Source organism: Serinicoccus shuyuelongi, assembly GCF_045032955.1.
Classification (GTDB): Bacteria; Actinomycetota; Actinomycetes; order Actinomycetales; family Dermatophilaceae; genus Ornithinicoccus.
In genome coordinates, this window is the sequence record NZ_JBJFZU010000002.1 from 648265 (window position 1) to 668478 (window position 20214).

At 72.6% G+C, this 20214-nt stretch carries 19 protein-coding genes; 12 read left to right on the forward strand and 7 right to left on the reverse strand.

Translation table 11 applies throughout. The annotated features are described in order from the left end of the window. Positions 1 to 2: 2 nt before the first annotated feature. Both ACI3EY_RS03265 and ACI3EY_RS03270 read right to left on the reverse strand, forming a co-directional pair. On the reverse strand, positions 3 to 1172 hold the full coding sequence (locus ACI3EY_RS03265) for an NADH-quinone oxidoreductase subunit D (RefSeq protein WP_405035694.1): 1170 nt from the start codon (positions 1170 to 1172) through the stop codon (positions 3 to 5). A 31-nt stretch (positions 1173 to 1203) separates the two neighbouring features. Then, complete coding sequence (locus tag ACI3EY_RS03270) at positions 1204 to 2211, reverse strand: SAM-dependent methyltransferase (protein ID WP_405039403.1); 1008 nt, start codon at positions 2209 to 2211, stop codon at positions 1204 to 1206. A 19-nt stretch (positions 2212 to 2230) separates the two neighbouring features. Here ACI3EY_RS03270 and ACI3EY_RS03275 point away from each other — a divergent pair, with 19 nt between their 5' ends. The 6 genes from ACI3EY_RS03275 (at position 2231) to ACI3EY_RS03300 (ending at position 7748) form a co-directional block, all read left to right on the forward strand. Beyond that, a complete protein-coding gene (locus tag ACI3EY_RS03275) occupies positions 2231 to 3361 on the forward strand; it encodes a calcium/sodium antiporter (protein ID WP_405035696.1) in 1131 nt (376 codons plus the stop codon). A 50-nt stretch (positions 3362 to 3411) separates the two neighbouring features. Beyond that, the gene (locus ACI3EY_RS03280) at positions 3412 to 4995 is read left to right on the forward strand and encodes a DNA-3-methyladenine glycosylase 2 family protein (protein ID WP_405039404.1); all 1584 of its coding nucleotides are present in this window, start codon (positions 3412 to 3414) and stop codon (positions 4993 to 4995) included. Continuing rightward, positions 4992 to 5492 (forward strand): methylated-DNA--[protein]-cysteine S-methyltransferase, encoded by a 501-nt coding sequence (locus ACI3EY_RS03285; RefSeq protein ID WP_405039405.1) that lies wholly within the window; start codon positions 4992 to 4994, stop codon positions 5490 to 5492. Before ACI3EY_RS03280 ends, ACI3EY_RS03285 begins: the two co-directional genes overlap by 4 nt. Positions 5493 to 5512: 20 nt before the next feature. Beyond that, positions 5513 to 7015: a lysine--tRNA ligase gene (gene lysS / locus ACI3EY_RS03290; RefSeq protein ID WP_405039406.1), complete on the forward strand. Its 1503-nt coding sequence runs from the start codon at positions 5513 to 5515 to the stop codon at positions 7013 to 7015. Beyond that, complete coding sequence (locus tag ACI3EY_RS03295) at positions 7015 to 7242, forward strand: hypothetical protein (RefSeq protein ID WP_405035700.1); 228 nt, start codon at positions 7015 to 7017, stop codon at positions 7240 to 7242. Before lysS ends, ACI3EY_RS03295 begins: the two co-directional genes overlap by 1 nt. A gap of 173 nt (positions 7243 to 7415) precedes the next feature. Then, entirely contained in the window at positions 7416 to 7748 is a 333-nt protein-coding gene (locus ACI3EY_RS03300; protein ID WP_405035701.1) for a histone-like nucleoid-structuring protein Lsr2, read from the forward strand. 69 nt (positions 7749 to 7817) lie between these two features. On the opposite strand, the gene ligD is transcribed toward ACI3EY_RS03300, so the two are convergent. Both ligD and ACI3EY_RS03310 read right to left on the reverse strand, forming a co-directional pair. After that, positions 7818 to 8663 (reverse strand): non-homologous end-joining DNA ligase, encoded by an 846-nt coding sequence (ligD, locus tag ACI3EY_RS03305; RefSeq protein WP_405039407.1) that lies wholly within the window; start codon positions 8661 to 8663, stop codon positions 7818 to 7820. Continuing rightward, positions 8660 to 9643 (reverse strand): ATP-dependent DNA ligase, encoded by a 984-nt coding sequence (locus ACI3EY_RS03310; protein ID WP_405039408.1) that lies wholly within the window; start codon positions 9641 to 9643, stop codon positions 8660 to 8662. The genes ligD and ACI3EY_RS03310 overlap by 4 nt, the downstream gene beginning before the upstream one ends. Positions 9644 to 9661: 18 nt before the next feature. Here ACI3EY_RS03310 and ku point away from each other — a divergent pair, with 18 nt between their 5' ends. Then, positions 9662 to 10576 (forward strand): non-homologous end joining protein Ku, encoded by a 915-nt coding sequence (gene ku / locus ACI3EY_RS03315; protein ID WP_405039409.1) that lies wholly within the window; start codon positions 9662 to 9664, stop codon positions 10574 to 10576. Between the two features lie 9 nt (positions 10577 to 10585). Here ku and ACI3EY_RS03320 read toward each other — a convergent pair whose 3' ends face one another. After that, positions 10586 to 11206 (reverse strand): hypothetical protein, encoded by a 621-nt coding sequence (locus ACI3EY_RS03320; RefSeq protein ID WP_405039410.1) that lies wholly within the window; start codon positions 11204 to 11206, stop codon positions 10586 to 10588. Between the two features lie 489 nt (positions 11207 to 11695). Between ACI3EY_RS03320 and ACI3EY_RS03325 the strand changes: the two genes are divergently transcribed. The 3 genes from ACI3EY_RS03325 to ACI3EY_RS03335 all read left to right on the forward strand — a co-directional run bounded on the left by ACI3EY_RS03325 (position 11696) and on the right by ACI3EY_RS03335 (position 15724). Then, positions 11696 to 11893, forward strand: a complete 198-nt coding sequence (locus ACI3EY_RS03325; protein WP_405039411.1) for a hypothetical protein — start codon at positions 11696 to 11698, stop codon at positions 11891 to 11893. Between the two features lie 136 nt (positions 11894 to 12029). Then, positions 12030 to 14555 (forward strand): ATP-dependent Clp protease ATP-binding subunit, encoded by a 2526-nt coding sequence (locus tag ACI3EY_RS03330; RefSeq protein WP_405035707.1) that lies wholly within the window; start codon positions 12030 to 12032, stop codon positions 14553 to 14555. Between the two features lie 116 nt (positions 14556 to 14671). Beyond that, a complete protein-coding gene (locus ACI3EY_RS03335) occupies positions 14672 to 15724 on the forward strand; it encodes a lipid II:glycine glycyltransferase FemX (protein ID WP_405035708.1) in 1053 nt (350 codons plus the stop codon). Between the two features lie 50 nt (positions 15725 to 15774). On the opposite strand, the gene ACI3EY_RS03340 is transcribed toward ACI3EY_RS03335, so the two are convergent. Continuing rightward, on the reverse strand, positions 15775 to 16818 hold the full coding sequence (locus tag ACI3EY_RS03340) for a lipid II:glycine glycyltransferase FemX (protein ID WP_405039412.1): 1044 nt from the start codon (positions 16816 to 16818) through the stop codon (positions 15775 to 15777). A gap of 99 nt (positions 16819 to 16917) precedes the next feature. On the opposite strand from ACI3EY_RS03340, the gene ACI3EY_RS03345 reads away from it, so the two are divergent. Both ACI3EY_RS03345 and ACI3EY_RS03350 read left to right on the forward strand, forming a co-directional pair. Then, positions 16918 to 18084, forward strand: a complete 1167-nt coding sequence (locus ACI3EY_RS03345) for a DegT/DnrJ/EryC1/StrS family aminotransferase (protein ID WP_405039413.1) — start codon at positions 16918 to 16920, stop codon at positions 18082 to 18084. Between the two features lie 21 nt (positions 18085 to 18105). Then, positions 18106 to 19239, forward strand: coding sequence for a lipid II:glycine glycyltransferase FemX (locus ACI3EY_RS03350; protein ID WP_405039414.1), 1134 nt, complete (start codon positions 18106 to 18108; stop codon positions 19237 to 19239). A gap of 84 nt (positions 19240 to 19323) precedes the next feature. Here ACI3EY_RS03350 and ACI3EY_RS03355 read toward each other — a convergent pair whose 3' ends face one another. Next, the gene (locus ACI3EY_RS03355) at positions 19324 to 20193 is read right to left on the reverse strand and encodes an HhH-GPD family protein (protein WP_405039415.1); all 870 of its coding nucleotides are present in this window, start codon (positions 20191 to 20193) and stop codon (positions 19324 to 19326) included. Between the last annotated feature and the right edge of the window lie 21 nt (positions 20194 to 20214).

Here is a 20214-nt window from a genome sequence, read left to right on the forward strand (position 1 = left end):
ACCTACTTGTCGATGTCCCCGACGACGAAGAACATCGAGCCCAGGATGGCGACCATGTCCGCCACCACCGCGCCCGGCAGCATCTCGCGCAGCACCTGGACGTTGTTGAACGAGGCGGACCTCAGCTTGAGCCGGTGCGGCTCCTTGTCCCCCCGGCTGACCAGGTAGTAGCCGTTGAAGCCGAGCGGGTTCTCGGCGGCGAAGTAGTGCTCCCCGGCGGGCACCTTGAGGTTCTTCGGCAGCCGGACGTCGATCGGGCCCTCGCCCAGGTCCCGCAGCCGCGCCGTGCAGGCGGTCGCCAGGTCCAGGCTGACGTCGATCTGCTCGGCCAGCACCTGCAGCCGGGCCAGGCAGTCACCGGCCTCCCGGGTCACCACCCGACCGGGACCGCCCTCCGCGAAGAGCTCCGCGTAGGCCAGGTAGGGCTCGTCACGGCGCAGGTCCACGTCGAGCCCGGAGGCGCGGGCGATCGGCCCGGAGACGCCGTAGTCCAGCACCGACTCCAGCGGCAGCACCCCGACCCCGCGGGTGCGGGCCTGGAGGATCTCGTTGCCCAGGATGAGCCGGGTCAGCTCCGGCAGCCGGGTCCGCACCGCCCGCACCGCGGCGTCCACCCGGTCCAGCCAGCCGGGCGGCAGGTCGTGCAGCAGGCCGCCGACCCGGGTGGCCATGAAGTGCATCCGGCCGCCGGAGAACTCCTCCAGCACGGCCTGCAGCTCCTCCCGCTCGCGGAAGGAGTAGAACATCGGGGTGATGGCGCCCAGCTCGTGCGGGTAGGAGCCCAGGAACATCAGGTGGTTGAGGACCCGGCCCAGCTCGCTGAGCAGGGTGCGGGCCCAGGTGGCCCGCTCGGGCACCTCCATCTCGAGCAGGTGCTCGACGGTGAGGGCGACACCGACCTCGTTGTTGAAGGCGGACAGCCAGTCGTGCCGGTTGGCGAGCACCATGATCTGGCGGTAGTCGCGCACCTCGAAGAGCTTCTCGGCGCCCCGGTGCATGTAGCCGATCACCGGCTCGGCGGCGGTGATCCGCTCCCCGTCCGCGGTGACCCGCAGCCGCAGCACCCCGTGCGTCGCCGGGTGCTGCGGGCCGATGTTGAGCACCATCTCGGTGGTGTCGAGCCCACCCACACCGGCGGCGCCGAGGGTCACGTCCAGGTCGCGGGGGCTCACCCGGCCACCCTATGCGTCCGGGCCGGGCACGTCACCGGACGTCACCGACCGGCACCTGCAGCCACCAGAAGTCGCCGAGGGCGCCGGAGGTCAGCGTGCGCAGCGCTCCCCGGCGGGCCAGCGCGCGCAGGTATGCCCCGGGGTCGCTGCGGGACAGGTCGTGCGGGACCGGTGGCGCCGGGTCGCCGAGCAGGTCGCGCAGCACCGTGCCCTGGCGCTGCGCCCGTGCCCCGCGGGGCAGCGTGGCCAGCAGGGCGTCCACGGCGACGTGCGCGGTGAGGTCGCTCGCGCCGTCGGGCACGGGGTCCACCTGGCGACCGTCCCGGAAGCCGGTGAGGGTGCCCCCGGGCGGCCGTTCCGCGCCCTGGTGCCCGTAGTCGACGACGACGACCAGGCCCGAGCGGACACGGGTGAGCAGGTCCGCCAGGGCCTGCTCACGGGCCAGCCCGATCTCGGCGCGCCACACCTGCGGAGCCAGCCACCGCTGGGCCCACTCCTGCTCGGCCCCGGTCAAGGGCGGCCCCGGGCGTTCGGTCACGGTGCCGGAGCGGGCGATGACCTCGACCTCCCGCCACACTCCGTGCCGGTCGCGCTGCGCGACCTGGCACGGGACCACGTCGAGCCACTCGTGCGCCAGCACCAGGGTGTCCTGCAGGTCCGCCAGCGACGGCGGCAGCGCAGGTCCGCCGGGGGAGACCAGCCAGCCGTCGACGCCCGGGGGTAGATCGGGCGGGCGGGGCACCACGTCGACCCCGGTGAGGGCCAACCGGGGGTCCCGGGTGGCCAGCTCGGTGAGAAGCTCTCCCCGGCCGGCACCGACGTCGACCACGGCTGCGCACCGGTGCCGGGTGGCCAGTGCGGCGACCGCCTCGGCGAGCAACGCCCCCGCCCCCGGGATGCCCTGGGCCGAGGTCGCGAAGTGCTGCGCCGGTGCCGCCCGTCGGTAGAAGCCGTCGGGCGCGTACAACGCCTCCTGCCAGGCTCTGGCCCAGCTCAGGGCGCCGTCCCCGGAGGCTGCTGCGGGCGCGGACGACGTCATCGGACTAGGGTGCCGCATCGTGGACCTTCTCGACATCGCCCGGATCGTCGCGGGTCTGATCCTGCTCGTCGCCGGGGGCGAGGTGCTCGTCCGGGGTGCCTCGTCGCTCGCTTCCCGGATGGGCATCAGCCCCCTCGTCGTCGGCCTCACCGTGGTCTCGGTGGCGACCTCGGCGCCCGAGCTGGCGGTGACCGTGGGGGCGGTGCTGGACGGGCAGCCCGACCTCGCCGTCGGCAACGTCGTCGGCTCCAACATCGCCAACGTGCTGCTGATCCTCGGGATCGCGGCCCTGGTGCTGCCGCTGGCGGTGCGCGAGCAGCTGGTCAAGATCGACGTGCCGGTGATGGTGGGCCTCTCGGTCGTGCTCCTGCTGGTCGCCCTGGACGGCCGGATCTCCACCCTCGAGGGGGGCCTGCTGCTGCTCGCGATGGCGGTGCACACGGTGGTCACCGTGGGGGCAGGGCGCCGGGCGCAGCGGGCGTCCGTGCGCAAGCGCCGGGGCGCCGCGGCGGAGGACGGCGGCAGCCGGCCGCTCCGGGTCCCGGTCGCCCTCCTCTTCGTCCTGCTCGGGGTGGCGTTGCTGGTCGGTGGGGCGAATCTGCTCGTCGCCGGGGCGGTGAGCATCGCCGAGGGGCTGGGGGTGAGCAGCCTGGTGATCGGGCTGACGGTGGTCGCCGTCGGGACCTCGCTGCCCGAGCTCGCCGCCTCGGTCATCGCCGCGGTCCGCGGCGAGCGGGACCTGGCGGTGGGCAACGTGGTCGGCAGCTGCATCGCCAACATCGGGCTGGTGCTGGGGCTGCCGGCCCTGCTGGCGCCCGGTGGCCTGCCGGTCCCCGCGGCCGCGATCTCGCTGGACATCCCGATCCTGGTCGCGACCAGCATCGCGCTGGCCCCGGTGGTCCTCTCCGGCTTCACGGTGACCCGCTGGGAGGGTGGGCTGTTCGTGGCCCTCTACCTGGGCTACACGGCCTTCGTCGTGCTGAACGCGACCCGGCACGCGGCGCTGGAGGGCTTCGAGACGGTGATGCTGTTCTTCGTGCTCCCGCTGGTCGGTCTGACCCTGCTGGTGACCGCGGGGCTGGAGATGAGGACGCTGGCCGGGCGACGGCGTGCCCGGGTCGCGCACCCGGCCGGCGACGCCCGACCGTGATGTCGCTTTTCTGCTAGACGAGACCCGGGTGCCCGGCGCAGGATGGTGGCGTGACCTTCCCCCACCTCGACCACGACAGCCGGGTCGCCGCCGTGCGCAGCAAGGACCCGCGCTTCGACGGGTGGTTCGTCACCGGGGTGCTCAGCACCGGGATCTACTGCCGCCCGAGCTGCCCGGCGATCACCCCCGCGGTGCGCAACATGGCCTTCTACCCGAGTGCGGCGGCGGCCCAGGGGGCCGGGTTCCGCGCCTGCAAACGCTGCCTGCCGGACGCCACCCCCGGCTCGCCCCGGTGGCACCTGCGCGGGGACGTCGCCGCGCGCGCCGCCCGGTTGGTCGCCGACGGGGTGGTGGACAGGGAGGGGGTGGGCGGCCTCGCCTCCCGGCTCGGTTACTCCACCCGTCAGGTGGAGCGGCTGCTGCGTGAGGAGCTCGGGGCGGGCCCGCTCGCCCTGGCCAGGGCCCAGCGTGCCCAGACGGCACGCCTGCTGGTGGAGGGGACCGACCTGTCGATGGCCCAGGTGGCGCACGCGGCAGGCTTCACCAGCATCCGGGCCTTCAACGCCACCGTCCGTGAGGTCTACGCGGCCACCCCCACGGAGCTGCGGACGGCGGCATACCGGCGGCGCCGCGCCACCCCGGCGCCCACCGACACCGCCCGGGTCCCCGGGGCGCTCGGCGGCACAGGTGCTCCGACCGCGCTGACGCTGCGGCTGCCGTTCCGGGCCCCGCTGCACGTACCCAGCCTCTTCGGGCACCTGGTCGCCACCGGGGTCGCCGGGGTGGATGCCTGGGACGGGGCGACCCTGTCGCAGAGCGTGTCGCTGCCCCGGGGGCCGGCCGTCCTGGAGCTGACCCCGCCGGCACCCGACGAGAGGCACATCGGCCTCCGGCTGCGGCTCACCGACGTGGCCGACCTCGGCGCGGCGATCCAGCGCTGCCGGCACCTGCTGGACCTGGACGCGGACCCGGTCGCGGTCGACGAGCACCTCGGCGCGGACCCCGCGCTCGCCCCGCTGGTGGCGGCCACCCCCGGGGTGCGGCTGCCCGGCGCGCTCGACGCCGGTGAGCTCGCGATCCGGGTGGTGCTCTCCCAGCAGGTGTCCACCGCCGCCGCCGGGACGCACGCCGCCAGGCTCGTGGCGCGCCTGGGCCGGCCCCTCCCGGAGTCCTTCGGGGACCTCGGTGTGACGCACCTCTTCCCGACCGCGGACGCCCTGGCCGGGACCGCGGAGGCGGACCTGGGGGGTATGCCCGGCAGCCGGCGCCGGACCGTGCTGCGGGTGGCGACGGCCCTTGCCGACGACTCGTTGCAGCTCGGTCCCGGGGTGGACCGACAGATCGCCCGGGAGCAGCTGCTGGCGCTGCCCGGGGTGGGCCCGTGGACGGCGGAGATGATCCTGATGCGCGGCCTGGGCGCCCCGGACGCCTTCCCCGCCACCGACCTCGGCGTCCGGGTGACCGCCGCCGGGCTGGGCCTGCCCACCGGGCGTGGCCTGGTCGCGCACGCCGCCCGCTGGTCGCCGTGGCGGGCCTACGCGAGCGCGCTGCTCTGGGCCGGCTCGCAGCACGCCGCCGCCACCCTCCCCGGCGGGACCCGGCATACCCCTGACCAGACGAAGGAGAGCGCATGACCGTCCACCTGCTCACCGACTCACCGGTCGGCCCGCTGCGGCTGACCAGCGACGGCACCCACCTGACCGGGTTGTACTTCGCGGAGCACCGGCACGCCCCGCAGGACCTCGGGGAGCAGGTGGACGCCCGGGTGGCGCCGCCCGTGCTGCTCGACGCCCAGGAACAGCTGGGCGACTACTTCGCCGGCACCCGGACCGACTTCGACCTGCCGCTGCAGGCCACCGGGAGCGTCTTCCAGCGGCGGGTCTGGGAACAGCTGGCGAGCATCCCCTACGGCCGCACCTGGTCCTACGGCGAGCTGGCCCGCGCGATCGGCCAGCCCGGTGCGGCCCGGGCCGTGGGCCTCGCGAACGGACGCAACCCCATCTCCGTGGTGGTGCCCTGCCACCGGGTGATCGCCACCGGTGGGGCGATCACCGGGTACGGGGGAGGGGTGCAGCGCAAACAGACCCTGCTCGACCTGGAGCGACGGGTGGCCGGCGCTGCCCTGTTCTGAGGCGGCACTACGCTGGGACCGTGACTGAGCCCGCCCCGGACACCGCCCCTGACACCGACCTGCCCGAGCAGATCGCGGTACGCCGCGGCAAGCGGCAGGCGATGCTCGACGCCGGTGTCGACCCCTACCCGGTGCAGGTCCCGGTGACCCACGGGCTCGCGCAGGTGCGTCAGCAGTGGGCCCACCTGGAGACCGGGGAGGAGACCCAGGACGTGGTCGGGGTCTCCGGGCGGGTCGTCTTCGTCCGCAACACCGGCAAGCTCTGCTTCGCGAGCCTGCAGGCCGGGGACGGCACCCGGCTGCAGGCGATGATCTCGCTGGCCGAGGTCGGTGAGGAGGCACTCGCCCGGTGGAAGGCCTGGGTCGACCTGGGCGACCACGTCTTCGTCGAGGGGCGGGTGATCAGCTCGCGTCGGGGCGAGCTCTCGGTGATGGCCACCGGGTGGCGAATGGCGTCCAAGGCGCTGCGGCCGCTCCCGGTCCTGCACAAGGACCTGTCCGAGGAGCAACGGGTGCGGCAGCGGTACGTGGACCTCATCGTCCGCGACGAGGCCCGGCAGATGGTGCTCGACCGGGCGGCGATGACCCGTGCCGTCCGCCGGGTGCTCGAGGACGACGAGTACGTCGAGGTGGAGACCCCGGTGCTGCAGAGCATCCACGGCGGGGCCACCGCCCGCCCGTTCCGCACCCACCTCAACGCCTTCGACCTGCCGATGACGCTGCGGATCGCGCTCGAGCTCTACCTCAAGCGTGCCGTCGTCGGTGGGGTCGACCGGGTCTACGAGATCGGTCGGATCTTCCGCAACGAGGGGATCGACTCCACGCACTCCCCGGAGTTCACCATGCTGGAGTGCTACCAGGCGCACGGTGACCAGTTCACGATGGCCGACCTCATGCGGCGGATGATCCTGGCCGCCGCCGACGAGATCGGCTCCCGCTCGATCGAGACGCCGGCCGGGACCGTCGACCTGGACGCGGAGTGGGCGTGGCTGCCCTTCTACGACGGGCTCTCCGACGCGGTGGGCCGGAGCGTCACCGTCACCTCCTCGACGCAGGAGCTGCGGGCCCTGGCAGACGAGCACGGCGTCGCCGTCGATCCCGGCTGGGGCGCCGACAAGATCGCCCTGGAGATCTTCGGGGACGTCGTGGAGCCGACCCTCGTGCAGCCCACCTTCGTCTGCGACTACCCCGCGATCGCCCAGCCGCTCGCTCGCCCGCACCGCACGACCGAGGGCCTGGTCGAGGCCTGGGACCTGATCATCGGTGGGGTGGAACGCGGCACCGCGTTCTCCGAGCTGGTCGACCCCGAGATCCAGCGCGCACGGCTCACCGAGCAGTCGCTGCTCGCGGCCGGTGGTGACCCCGACGCGATGCAGCTGGACGAGGACTTCCTGCGGGCGCTGGAGTATGCCGCGCCGCCCATGGGGGGTCTGGGTTTGGGCCTGGACCGGGTGCTCATGCTGCTCACCGGCACGGGCATCCGCGAGACGATCCTCTTTCCGTTCCTCAAGCCGGAGTCGTGATGTCCTCCTTCCTGCACGAGGGCTGGATGATCCTGGCGGCACTGCTGCCCTCGATCGGATTGCTCTACCTGTTCTACGTGGTCATCAAGCACATGGTGGAAGGTGACCGGCGCGAGCGGGCCGCCCTGCGCGAGGCGGACCGCGCGGAGGCCGCCGCCGAGGCCGCCGCTGCCCGCCGTTCCGAGGCCGACGGACCGTCGGCGGTGCCGCCGGAGGCCCCACGCTGAGCAGGCGTTCTTCGAGAGATTCTCGGGACTTCCGCTATACCATCCTGTGATCTGACCTCACGGCACCACCTTTGCCGCGCGGTGAAGTTTCCCTGCGCTTCAGTTGGGGGTACTGTTTAGTCGTGTGCACGCAACCTGTAGCGAGCACCAATCTTCAAGACTCAGGAGAAAAAATGGCACAGCGCGTGCAGGTCATCCTGGTGGATGACGTTCATGGCGGGGAGGCGAACGAATCCGTGGAGTTCGCTCTCGACGGCGTGCACTACGAGATCGACCTCAATGACGAGAACGCTGCGAAGCTACGTGAGGACTTCGCACCGTGGATCGGTCAGGCCCGGCGCTCCGGCGGTCGTCGCCAGACCCGTCGCCGTGGGGCCAACGGCTCCAACGACCGCAGCGACGAGCTCGCCAAGGTCCGTGAGTGGGGCCGTGAGAACGGCTTCAAGGTGAGCTCGCGAGGCCGTGTCTCGCAGGAGCTCAAGGACGCCTATGCGGCGGCCAACTGACCAGAGTGACGACGAGCGCGGGGCCGGCATCCACCAGGGTGCCGGCCCCGCGCTCTGTCCCGGAGCGCCTCAGAGCTCGTCGAGCGTGACCTGGACGAGCTCCTCCTCGCCGGCGGCGGCAGCCTCCACCCGGGTCCATGGCCGCGGCAGCGCGACCTGTGGGCGGTCCCGACCGCGCAGCGACCACGGGCAGATCGTGGTCTTTGCCGCGTTGTTCTGGCTCCAGTCCAGGAAGATCCTCCCCGGCCGCTCGGACTTGGCCATCTTGGCCGTGACCAGGTCCGGATGCTGCGTGGACAGGGCCTGCGCCATGCTCCGGACGACCCCGCTCACCTCGTCGGCGGAGCGGGTCCCCTCCAGCCCCGCGTAGAGCTGCATGCCGGCGGATCCGCTGGTCACCGCCCGCGCCGTCAGCCCCACACCCTCCAGCCGGGCCCGGACCAGCAGCGCCACCCGGGCGCACTCCGCCAGCCCGGTGCCCGGGCCGGGGTCGAGGTCGATGACCAGGCGATCGGGCGGCTGCGGCTCACCGTCGCGCACCCGCCACTGCGGCACGTGCAGCTCCAGGCTGCCGAGGTTGACCAGGTACACCAGGTCCGCCAGGTCGGTGACCAGCGGGAAGGTCAGGTGCGTATGCCCCCGGGAGGACCCCGGGGTGGGGACCGTCACCCGCGGCAGCCAGTCCGGCGCCCCGGAGGGCAGGTTCTTCTCGAAGAAATGGGGTCTGCCGACCCCCTCCGGCCACCGGATCCGGGTCACCGGACGGTCCGCCAGCTCGGGCAGGATGTCCTCCGCCCGGGTGACGTAGTGGGTGAGCACCTCGCCCTTGGTGGTGCCGGTCGCCGGGTAGAGCACCTTGTCCAGGTTGCTCACCCTCAGCACCCGGCCCGCCACCGTCACGTTCTGGCTGCTCATGGCTCCTCCGGCAGGTCCTCGGCGAGCAGGTCGGTGCGTACACCCTGGTAGGAGGGCTGACGCAGCCGGTGCTGTGCCGTGCTGAGGCCCAACGACTCGACGTCGACCACCACCTGGGGGCTGACCCAGGTCGAGCCCCTGGCCTCGGCGGCCGGGATCTCGTCCTGGAACGGGTAGTCCGCCGGGGCGACCTGCGCGAGCAGCGCCTGCAGCGAGGCGCCCGCCCGGCCGGCCAGGCCGCTGCCCACCCGACCCAGGTAGCGCAGCCGCAGCGTGCCGTCGGCGGCGCGCAGCGGTATACCGTCCGGGCCGTGCACCGGCAGACCCACGTGCACCGCCCCTAACCGGGTGACGCGTCCGGTCTCGGGGCGCCACCCCCCGACCACCACGGAGCACCGCAGCCGGTGCGGGAACTTCAGCCAGTCGCGGCTGCGCTGCCCAGGCCGGTAGGGGGAGCTGCGCCGCTTGCTCAGCACCCCCTCCAGCTGCTGGTCGCGGGTGACGGCGAGCAGCTGGGCGCCGTCCTCGTAGACCGGTGAGAGCTGGGTGTGCGGGATATCGCCCAGGACACGCTCCAGGGCCTCCCTCCGGGCGCTCCACGGCAGCGGGGTCAGGTCCAGGCCGTCGAGCCGGAGCAGGTCGAAGGCGAGGTAGGTCGCCGGCCGGGTGGCGGCCAGCCGCTGGGCGGCGGCGTCGGTGGTGGTGTGCACCCGGTCCACCACGTGCGCGAACGAGGGACGGCCGCCGACCATGGTCACCGCCTCGCCGTCGAGCAGCAGGTCCTCCGCGACCGTGGCCAGGGCGGTCAGCTCGGGGAAGGCGACCGCGATGTCCCGCTCACCGCGGGTGAGCAGCCGCAACCGCCCCTCGCGGACGTCGGCGAGCAGCCGGATGCCGTCCCATTTGATCTCGTGCGCCCAGGCAGGTCCGGACGGGGGACCGGGCACGACGTCCCCTGGGGTGGCGAGCATGGGGCGCATGGGTCCATCCTGGTGCGTGTGAGAGCGATCTGGAAGGGTGCCGTGTCGTTCGGGCTGGTGAACGTGCCCGTGCGGCTCTACTCCGCGACCGAGAACCACGACATCAGCTTCCACCAGGTGCGCAGCTCCGACGGCAGCCGCATCCGGTACAAGAGGGTCGCGCAGGCCGACGGGGAGGAGGTGGCCTACAAGGACATCGCCAAGGCCTACGAGACGGAGGACGGCAAGACCGTCGTGCTCACCGACGAGGACCTGGCGAGCCTGCCGCACCGCAGCAACAAAGAGATCACGGTCGAGTCCTTCGTGCCGCGGGAGCAGATCGACCCGATCCTCTACGACAAGGCCTACTTCCTCGAGCCGGACGCCATGGGTGCCAAGGCCTACGGGCTGCTGCGCGAGGCGTTGCGGGAGTCGGACCGGGTGGCCGTGGTGACGGTCTCGGTGCGCAGCCGGATGACGATGGCGGTGCTCCGGGTCGCGGGGGACGACAGTGCGGGTGCCATCATCCTGCAGACCCTGCTGTGGCCGGACGAGATCCGGGACGCCGGCCAGCTCGACCACCTGGACGAGGTGAGCGAGCCCAAGGAGGCCGAGGTGAAGATGGCCAGGATGCTCGTCGACTCCATGTCCGGCGACTTCCAGCCCGAGGGGCACGTCGACGACTTCAAGGAGGCCGTCGACGCCCTGGTCGAGAAGAAGATCAAGGGCGGCGACGTCACCGAGAGCCCGGACCAGCCGGAGGAGGCGGACTCGGGCGAGGTGGTCGATCTGCTCGCCGCGCTGCAGCGCTCGGTGGACCGGGCCGGTGCCGGCCGGAGCCGGAAGGCGTCCGAGGACGACGACGAGAAGGACGAGAAGGGCGCAGGCGCGAAGTCCTCGGGCGCCAAGAAGAAGGCACCGGCCCGGAAACCGGCCGCCAAGAAGGCGGGCTGAGCGCCGACCTCAGGGGGCCTCGGTGGCCTCGGCCGCGTCGCTGCGGGCCATCGTCGGGCTGCACCCGTACCGCTGGTCCAGGCCGCCGGCCAGCTGGGCCAGGGTGGAGCGCAGGGGCTCGCTCAGGTCCTCCTCGGAGTCGACGAGCGACTCGGCGAGCATCACGTAGGGCTGGTGGTCGTCGGGTCCGCCCTCCGTCACCCGGCACAGCGTGAGTCCGACCACCAGCGCCGGGGAGGTGTACGACTCCCCGAGGTACTCGGGGCCCGGCTCGACGCCCTCCGTCTGCTCCACCCGCTCGCGGGCCTCGTCACGGGCCTCCTCGCCGACCCGCAGCGTGACCCGCGCCAGCGGGGTCTGCCCGTCCCGCGCCTCGCAGACCCAGGCCTCGTCGTCGTCCTGGACCTGCACCTCGGTCGGGTCGGTGAGCTCGCCACCGGCGAGGGTCTCCAGCGAGGCCGGGCTGATGTCGTCGCAGAGCCACCCGTCCATGCCCGACCCGTCGGTCGCCGCGGCCTGCTCGGACGTCTGCTCCTCGGTCCGGTCGTCCGCCGGCTCCGACCCGGACGTGCAGCCGGCGGTGGCGAGGAGGGCGACGAGGGCGAACGAGGAGAGGGTGCGGGTGCGCATGGCGGCATGGTAGATCGGGGGGCTGAGGGCATACCGGAGGCGCCGGACGGGCACCACGGACGTGGCTCCCGCACCTCTGGTGCCGGTATGCCCGTGGCGCCCGTCGGTCCTCACCTCCTGGGTGTGGCCTCCGGGGAGGCGCCCTGTGGACGAGCCCCGCGAGGCCGTACCCCATCGGGCCACCCTGGGGTATGCCCGCACCGAACCCCACCACGCTCGTCGCCCAGCGCGGCGGTGCGGCGACGACGCGACAGCTGCGGCGCGCGGTGGTCAGCTGGCGGGCGCTGGCCGTAGCCGTCCGGGACGGCCGCCTGGTGCGGGGACGCCGCGGTCGCTACCGACTGGCCTCGTGCAGGACGCACGCCGCTGCCGCGCACCGGATGAGCGCGGTCCTGGCCCACCGCAGCGCCGCGGTCCACCACGGTTGGCCGGTCAAGCACGAGCCAGAACGGCCGGAGGTGAGGCGCACGGCAGGCGAGGCGGGTGGCCATGGCGGCGGACGGGCGGGCGGAAGACGTCCGGCGGTACACCGAGATGGTGGTCTTCGGCTGGACGGTGCTCCGCTTCACCTGGGAGGACGTGATGCTGCAGCCGGACTTCGTCCGCTGGGCACTGCGGTCCTGGGTCCGCGCCCAGGACGGTGAGCGGGTGCCCGCCCCACCGCCGGTGCTCGCCCGCCTGCGGTGAGGGGCGGGCGCATACCTGGAGGCATGGGCCGTATTGCGCCCGGGGCGAACAGGGAACATCGATGGCGCAGGACGGCGTTGAGCAGAGCAGACGCACGTAGAGTGGGAGCCAGGCACCCACAGTGGAGGAGAATCGCATGTTCGAACGGTTTACCGACCGGGCTCGACGAGTGGTGGTGCTCGCGCAGGAAGAGGCGCGCATGCTGAACCACAACTACATCGGCACCGAGCACCTGCTGCTGGGCCTGATCCATGAGGGTGAGGGCGTAGCAGCCAAGGCGCTGGAGTCGCTCGACATCTCGTTGGACGCAGTGCGCCAGCAGGTGCAGGAGATCATCGGCCAGGGCCAGCAGAGCCCGACGGGGCACATCCCGTTCACGCCCCGGGCCAAGAAGGTGCTGGAGCTCTCGCTGCGCGAGGGTCTGCAGCTGGGCCACAACTACATCGGCACCGAGCACCTGCTGCTCGGCCTGATCCGTGAGGGTGAGGGCGTGGCCGCCCAGGTGCTGGTCAAGCTCGGCGCCGACCTCAACCGGGTCCGCCAGCAGGTCATCACGCTGCTCTCCGGCTACCAGGGCAAGGAGACCGCGTCCGCCGGTGTCGGCGCCGGCAGCCAGCAGGAGGGCCAGCAGGCCGGCTCGCTGGTGCTCGACCAGTTCGGCCGCAACCTGACCCAGGCCGCCCGCGAGGGCAAGCTCGACCCGGTCATCGGTCGTCAGTCCGAGATCGAGCGGGTCATGCAGGTGCTCTCCCGGCGCACCAAGAACAACCCGGTGCTGATCGGTGAGCCCGGCGTCGGCAAGACCGCCGTCGTCGAGGGCCTGGCCCAGGACATCGTCCGGGGAGACGTGCCGGAGACGCTGAAGGAGAAGCAGCTCTACACGCTGGACCTCGGCGCGCTGGTCGCCGGTTCCCGCTACCGCGGTGACTTCGAGGAGCGCCTGAAGAAGGTGCTCAAGGAGATCCGCACCCGCGGCGACATCATCCTGTTCATCGACGAGATCCACACCCTCGTCGGTGCGGGTGCCGCGGAGGGCGCGATCGACGCCGCCAGCATCCTCAAGCCGATGCTGGCCCGTGGCGAGCTGCAGACCATCGGCGCGACCACCCTGGACGAGTACCGCAAGCACATCGAGAAGGACGCCGCGCTCGAGCGCCGCTTCCAGCCGATCCAGGTGGCAGAGCCGACCCTGAAGCACGCGATCGAGATCCTCAAGGGTCTGCGCGACCGCTACGAGGCGCACCACCGGGTGACCATCACCGACGCCGCCCTCGTCGCCGCGGCGAACATGGCCGACCGCTACATCAACGACCGCTTCCTGCCGGACAAGGCGATCGACCTGATCGACGAGGCCGGGGCCCGGTTGCGGATCCGTCGGATGACGGCGCCGCCGGACCTGCGCGACTTCGACGACAAGATCGCCCACGCACGGCGGGAGAAGGAGTCCGCGATCGACGCGCAGGACTTCGAGAAGGCGGCCCGGCTGCGCGACGAGGAGCACAAGCTCACCCAGGCGCGCGCCGAGCGGGAGAAGGAGTGGAAGAACGGTGACATGGACGTCGTCGCCGAGGTCGACGAGGAGCTGATCGCCGAGGTCCTCGCCGCGTCCACCGGCATCCCCGTCTTCAAGCTCACCGAGGAGGAGTCCTCGCGGCTGCTCAACATGGAGCAGGAGCTGCACAAGCGGATCATCGGCATGGACGACGCCATCAAGGGTCTGTCCCAGGCGATCCGCCGCACCCGCGCCGGTCTGAAGGACCCGCGTCGTCCCGGTGGCTCGTTCATCTTCGCCGGCCCCACGGGTGTCGGCAAGACCGAGCTGGCCAAGGCGCTCGCCGAGTTCCTCTTCGGTGACGAGGACAGCCTCATCACGCTCGACATGTCGGAGTACTCCGAGAAGCACACCGTCTCCCGGATGTTCGGCTCGCCCCCCGGCTACGTCGGCTACGAGGAGGGCGGCCAGCTCACCGAGAAGGTGCGGCGCAAGCCGTTCTCGGTCGTGCTCTTCGACGAGATCGAGAAGGCGCACCCGGACATCTTCAACAGCCTGCTGCAGATCCTGGAGGACGGTCGCCTGACCGACTCCCAGGGCCGGGTGGTCGACTTCAAGAACACCGTCATCATCATGACCACCAACCTGGGCACCCGGGACATCGCGAAGGGCGTCTCGCTCGGCTTCTCGGCCGGACCGGACACCCAGAGCTCCTACGACCGGATGAAGAACAAGGTCACGGACGAGCTCAAGCAGCACTTCCGTCCCGAGTTCCTCAACCGGGTGGACGACACCATCGTCTTCCCGCAGCTCAGCCAGGCCGAGATCGTCCAGATCGTGGACCTCATGGTCGCCCGTCTGGACGACCGGCTCAAGGACAAGGACATGGCCCTGGAGCTCACGTCCTCGGCCAAGGAGCTGCTGGCCAAGCGCGGCTACGACCCGGTGCTGGGCGCCAGGCCGCTGCGCCGCGCGATCCAGCGGGAGATCGAGGACCAGCTGTCCGAGAAGATCCTCTTCGGCGAGATCCGCGCCGGCCAGATCGTCCTGGTCGACGTCGAGGACACCGTCGGCGACGGCAAGACCCGGGACAAGGTCTTCACCTTCAGCGGGCAGGACAAGCCCGCCGAGGTGCCGGACACCGTGCCGGTCGAGGAGCAGGCGGGCTGAGCCCGGCGCATACCTCCTGAGGACCTCGGGCGGGGCACGACGCAGGACGCGTCGCACCCCGCCCGGGGTCCTCTCTCGTGTCCGGTGGGCGGGCCGGTCGCCGTTAGGCTGGCGGTATGACGTTGCGCGAGGCCACCCCGGACGAGCGGGCCCGATGGGACGACCTGGTCTGGGCCAACCCGGGCGGTCCGGAGCTGTACCAGCTGGACAGCTACGCGGACCTCAAGGCGCCGGTCTGGAAGGCACGCCGGCTGGTGCACGAGCACCCCGGGCAGGAGCCCGTCCACGCGCTCTACCTCTACCGGCGGGTGCCCCCGTTCGGCGAGCTCTGGTACTGCCCGATGGGGCCCCGGGTCGCCGACGCCGACCACGCCCGCGCCTGCGCCGAGGACCTGCGCACGCCGCCCGTCGGCCGACCCTTCGCCGTGGTGCTGGAGCCCTCGGTCCCGGCGCAGGGGCCCGAGGACCGCGAGCGGCTGATCGCCGCGGTGCCCGGGATGCGCCCGATGCCCGACCTGCAGCAGGGCCAGCACACGGTGCTGGTGGACCTGCGCCCCGAGGAGGAGGACATCCTCGCCGGGTTCCGGCAGCGCGCCCGCCGGCACATCCGCAAGACCGCCGACGCGGTGATCGAGCACCGCACCGACGACGAGGCCTTCGCGCTGATGTGGAGCCTGTTCGACGAGACGATGGGGCGGGCCGGGGTCGAGCACCGCAGCCAGGAGTACCACCAGGGGCTGTGGCGCCGCTACATCGACGCCGGTCAGGGGCACTTCGTGCTGGCCAGCCCGGCGGAAGGAGCCGAGCCGGAGGCCGGCGCGTTCGTCATCCACCGCGGTGAGCTCGGGTACTACAAGGACGGCGGCTCACGGCGCACGCGGGACTCCAACGGGCTGCAGTACCGGGTGCAGTGGGAGGCCATGCGCTGGTGCAAGGAGCACGGCGTCACCACCTACGACATGTACGGCGCGCCACCCAGCTGGTCGGCCGAGGACGAGTCGCACAAGCTGCACCCGCTGGTGCAGTTCAAGACCGCGTTCGCGCCCATCGTCGACCAGGTGGGGACCATGCAGCTGGTGCTCAAGCCGCGCGTCTTCGCGGTGTGGGACCGGGTGGGGATGCCTGTCTACCGGCGGCTCACGGCGAAGGCGAACCCGCTCTTCTACTGACCGGGCGAGCGTTGTGCACCGACCGGGCGCGCGTTGTGCGCCCACCGGTGTCACCAGAAGGTGTCGCCGGGCTCCCTGCGCTGAACCCGGGCCACGGCCCGCTCGCCCACCCGCTGCCAGAGGGCATACCGGCGCGGGTGGACCACGATGTCCCAGGCTCCGACCCAGTCGATGACCTCCTTGGTGAAGCCGCGCTTGAACTTGCCGATCCCGTGCCGCGGGTGGCTGGTGTCGTCCAGCTCGCTGGAGTGCGGCACCCCCACCAGGTCGTAGGTCCGGGCGCCGCGCTCGAGTGCCCAGCGCATGCCCTCGTACTGCACGAGCTGGCTCACCCCCGGGACCGGCCGGTCGCGCAGGCTGGCGCCCTCCTTGTATGCCGCCGCCTCACCGAGGCTGGCGACCACCGCCGAGGCCACCGCCTCGCCATCCACCCGGGCCATCAGCACCTGTGCCAGGCCGCTGCGCACCATCAGCTTCCACGAGGCGACGTGGTACTCCTTGCTGCGCACCGCGAGCCCTTGGTCGCGCACCACGTCCTGCCAGATCTCCCACATGTCGTCATAGGTCTCGTCGCTGTCCGGAGCCCGCTCGACCAGCACGCCCTCGCGGCCCGCGCGGCGCACCATGTTGCGGGTCTTGGACGGGTAGCTGGCCAGCAGCCCCTCCTCGTCCTCCGGGAGCGCGTGGATCACCGTGGAGGTGTGCGGCTGCACCGGCTCGACGTGGCGCAGCCCCAGGCTCTCCAGCGCGGCCACGTTCTCCGGGGTCTCGGGCAGCTCCGGCTCGATCCGGACGAAGAGCACCCCCCGGCTGCGGGCCTCCGCGGCGAGGTCGGCGACGACGCCGGCCAGCTGCGCGGTGTCGGCCACGCACGGGCCCTTCGGGAGGTACCAGATCGTCCCGAACGGGGTGGCGCGCTTCTCGTGGATCGTCATCGCGATCCCGTCGGACTCGGCATACCGGGGGGTCCAGCGCGCCAGCCGCTTCACCTCGCCGAGCTCGTGGCTCTGGAAGATGTTGCCCCCGCTCGGGGTGGCGGCGATGCGGGTGTTCCACTCGGCCGCGGTGGTGTCGGGGAACAGACGCAGAGCCATGGCGCCCACGATACGCGAGCGGACCCGACCTCCCCCGCGCGTCGGGACCGGGGGTGGCGGACCGGTCTCGTCGCGGCGCGCGTACCTAGACTGGTCGCCGTGACGGCATCCACAGAACAGCTCGACGTGCGGGTGCGGGACGAGCTGGCCCGCGTCTCCGGCACCGACCCGCAGGACTGGTACCTCGTCTCCAAGGCGCGGCATGCGATGACCCTCGTGCTGGGTGTGCTGGAGCCGGGGGAGGTGGTCACCCAGCCGCTGACCTGCCTCACCGCGGTGGCGCCGGTGATCAGCGCCGGGCACACCCCGGTGTACGCCGATCTGGACCCCGAGACCCTGGCGATGGATCCCGCGCTGCTGGGGGCGGTCACCACGCCGCGCACCCGTGCGGTCGTCGGGCAGCACACCTTCGGTGCGGCCGCCCCGCTGGCCGAGCTCCGGGAGGCCGCGCCGCAGGGCGCCATGCTGCTGGAGGACGCCGCGCACTGCCTCGGCGAGCTGGCCCGCGGGAGCGACGGCGCGCCCCTGGCCGACGTCTCCGTGCACAGCTTCGGGGTGGAGAAGATCCTGCCGACCCGGCTCGGTGCCGCCTGCTGGGTGAACCCCGCCGGGTCCGGTATGCCGTGGCACGCCCGGGTGGTGACCGCTCTGCTCGGGCTCGGCGAGCCCGGCGTGCGCGGCCGGGCCTCCCAGTTGCTCTCCCGACCCGCCCAGGGGGTGGCCCGTCGGCTCGGTGGTCCCGGTCAGGTGGGGATCGCGTTCGCCGCCCGGGCGGGGCTGGTGGACACCCCGATCATGCCCGCCGAGCTGCAAGGACGGGTGGCGGGGACCCCGGCGGCGCTGACCGGCCCTCCGCTCGCCCAGGTCGCCGAGTCGCTGGGGGGCCTCGAGGCGAACCGCGGCCACCGCCGGGCGGTGGCCACCCTCTACCGGGAGGGGCTCGCGGAGGTGGCGGGAGCGCATACCCCGTCGGCACTGGACGAGCCGGGACGGGTGCTGGTGCGCTACCCGGTGCTGCTGGACTCCGCAGCGACCGCGCAGGAGGCCTTCCGGGTGCTGGAGGCCCGGGGCGCGGTGCCCGGCCGCTGGTACCGCCCGCTGCTCTTCCCCGGGCCCGGCGACCCGGCCGCGTTCGGCTACCGGCCGGGGTCCTGCCCGGTGGCCGAGGACGTGAGCGCCCGGATCCTCAACCTGCCGACGGCCGGTTTCGTGACCGAGGCCGCGGCGCGCGGCACGGTCGCGGCCGTGCGCGACCTCGTCGGCTGAGCGCGCGGGTACGGTAGCGCGGTGCCAGTTCTCGACCTCACCGACCACGCCGCCCGGGACCGCTACGCGCAGTTCGTGCGCAGCCACCCCCGTCGTGCCCTGACCCAGGACCCCGACTGGGGGATCGTCAAGGACGACTGGGGTCAGGAGGCCGTCTACCTCGAGGAGGACGACGGGCAGGGCGGCCGGCGGATCACCGCCGCGATGAGCCTGCTCGTGCGGCGGCTGCCGGGCGGGTTCTCGGTGCTCTACGCGCCCCGGGGGCCGCTGGTCGACTGGGACGACCACGCCCAGGTGGAGGCCATCCTGGCGGAGGCCGCGCCGCTCGTGACCAAGCACCGGGCGATCATGACCAAGATCGACCCCGAGGTGCCGTTCACCTCCGAGCTGGACGGCTGGCTGCGTTCGCGGGACGGGTGGGTCGTCAAGAACGTCGGGGCCGGCAAGGACGACCTGGTGCAGCCGAGGTACTGCATGGTCGTCTACCTGCAGGACGAGGACGGCCAGGTCCTGGACGAGGCCTCGCTGATGAAGAAGTATGACGGCGGGACGCGCAACCGTGTCCGCAGCGGCAAGAAGAAGGGCGTGCGGACCCGGCACGGGGCGAGCGAGGCCGACCTCGGCACCTTCCACGAGGTCTACAGCTTCATGGCGCGGCGCAACGAGATCACCGCCCGCGGTCTGCCCTACTTCCGGCGGATGCGCCAGGCCTTCGGGGACCGGATGCGGATCGTGCACGCCGAGCACGAGGGCGACGTGCTGGCCTCGTCGGTGACGGTGGACTACTACGGCAAGCTCTACTACCTCTACGCCGGCTCCAACGACACCAAGCGCAACCTCGGCCCCAACCAGGTGATGAACCACGACCTGATGCTGTGGGGGCTGGAGAACGGTGCCGAGAGCTACGACATGGGCGGCGTCTTCGCGCTCGACGACTCCGACGGGCTGTACCTGTTCAAGCGGGCGTTCTGCAAGGGCGACGGCGGTGCCACCGAGTTCATCGGCGAGGTCGACATCGTCCACCACCCGGCGCTGTATGCCGTCCTCGGTCGCCTGGTCCCGCGCGTCCAGAAGGCCCGCCGGGGCGTCGCCGCCCGGATCTCGCAGGGACGTAAACGCCTCGCGGAGCGCCGCTCCCGGAGCAGCGCCGACTGACCGGTCCTCTCACCTCCGACCGAGCGTCGCCTGTGGTTGCCCTGAGGCCCACCGGGCGTCGCGTGTGGATGCTCCGGACCGGCCTCAGGCCCCGGGAAGCCGGAAGCGGTCACCCGCCAACGGCTCCACCAGCCCGTCGGCCACCAGCGCGTCCAGGCACCGCTCCCGCTGCAGCCCCTCGGGCCACACCTCGCGCAGTGCCGCGCCCGCCACGGGACCCGCGCTCTCCCGCAGCAGCTGGATCAGCGTCCCCCGACACTGCCGGTCCGTGCCCTCCCAGGACTGTCCCCGTCGAGGCGGCCCCTGGTCAGGCGGCGAGCCTGCCAGGCGCCACGCGCACAGCTGCGCGACCGGGCATACCTCGCACCGCGGTGAGCGCGCGGTGCAGACCAGCGCCCCCAGCTCCATCACGGCGACGTTCCAGGTGGCGGCCTCGGCGTCGTCGCCCGGCAGCAGCGAGGCGGCCAAGGACACCTCCGCCCGGGTCAGGGCGGGCGCGGGCAGTGCCACGCCGGTGACGGCCCGCGCCTGCACCCGGCGGACGTTCGTGTCGACGACGGTCGCCCGGTGTCCGAAGGCGAAAGCGGCGACCGCCGCCGCGGTGTAGTCACCGATCCCCGGGAGCGTGCGCAGGGTCGGCTCGTCGGAGGGCACCGCGCCGCCGTGCTGGTCCCGGATCGCCGTGGCTGCCGCGTGCAACCGCAGCGCCCGACGCGGGTAGCCCAGCCGGCCCCACTCGCGCACCGCCTCCCCGGGAGCCGCCGCGGCCAGGTCCGCCGGTGTCGGCCACAGCTGCATCCAGCGCTCCCAGACCGGCAGCACCCGGACGACCGGTGTCTGCTGGAGCATGATCTCGGAGACCAGCACCTCCCAGGGGGAGCGCCCCTCCCGGCGCCAGGGCAGGTCACGGTGGTGGACGGCATACCAGTCCAGCACCGTGCCGACCAGGCTCATGTGGTTCGTCGAAGGCACCGC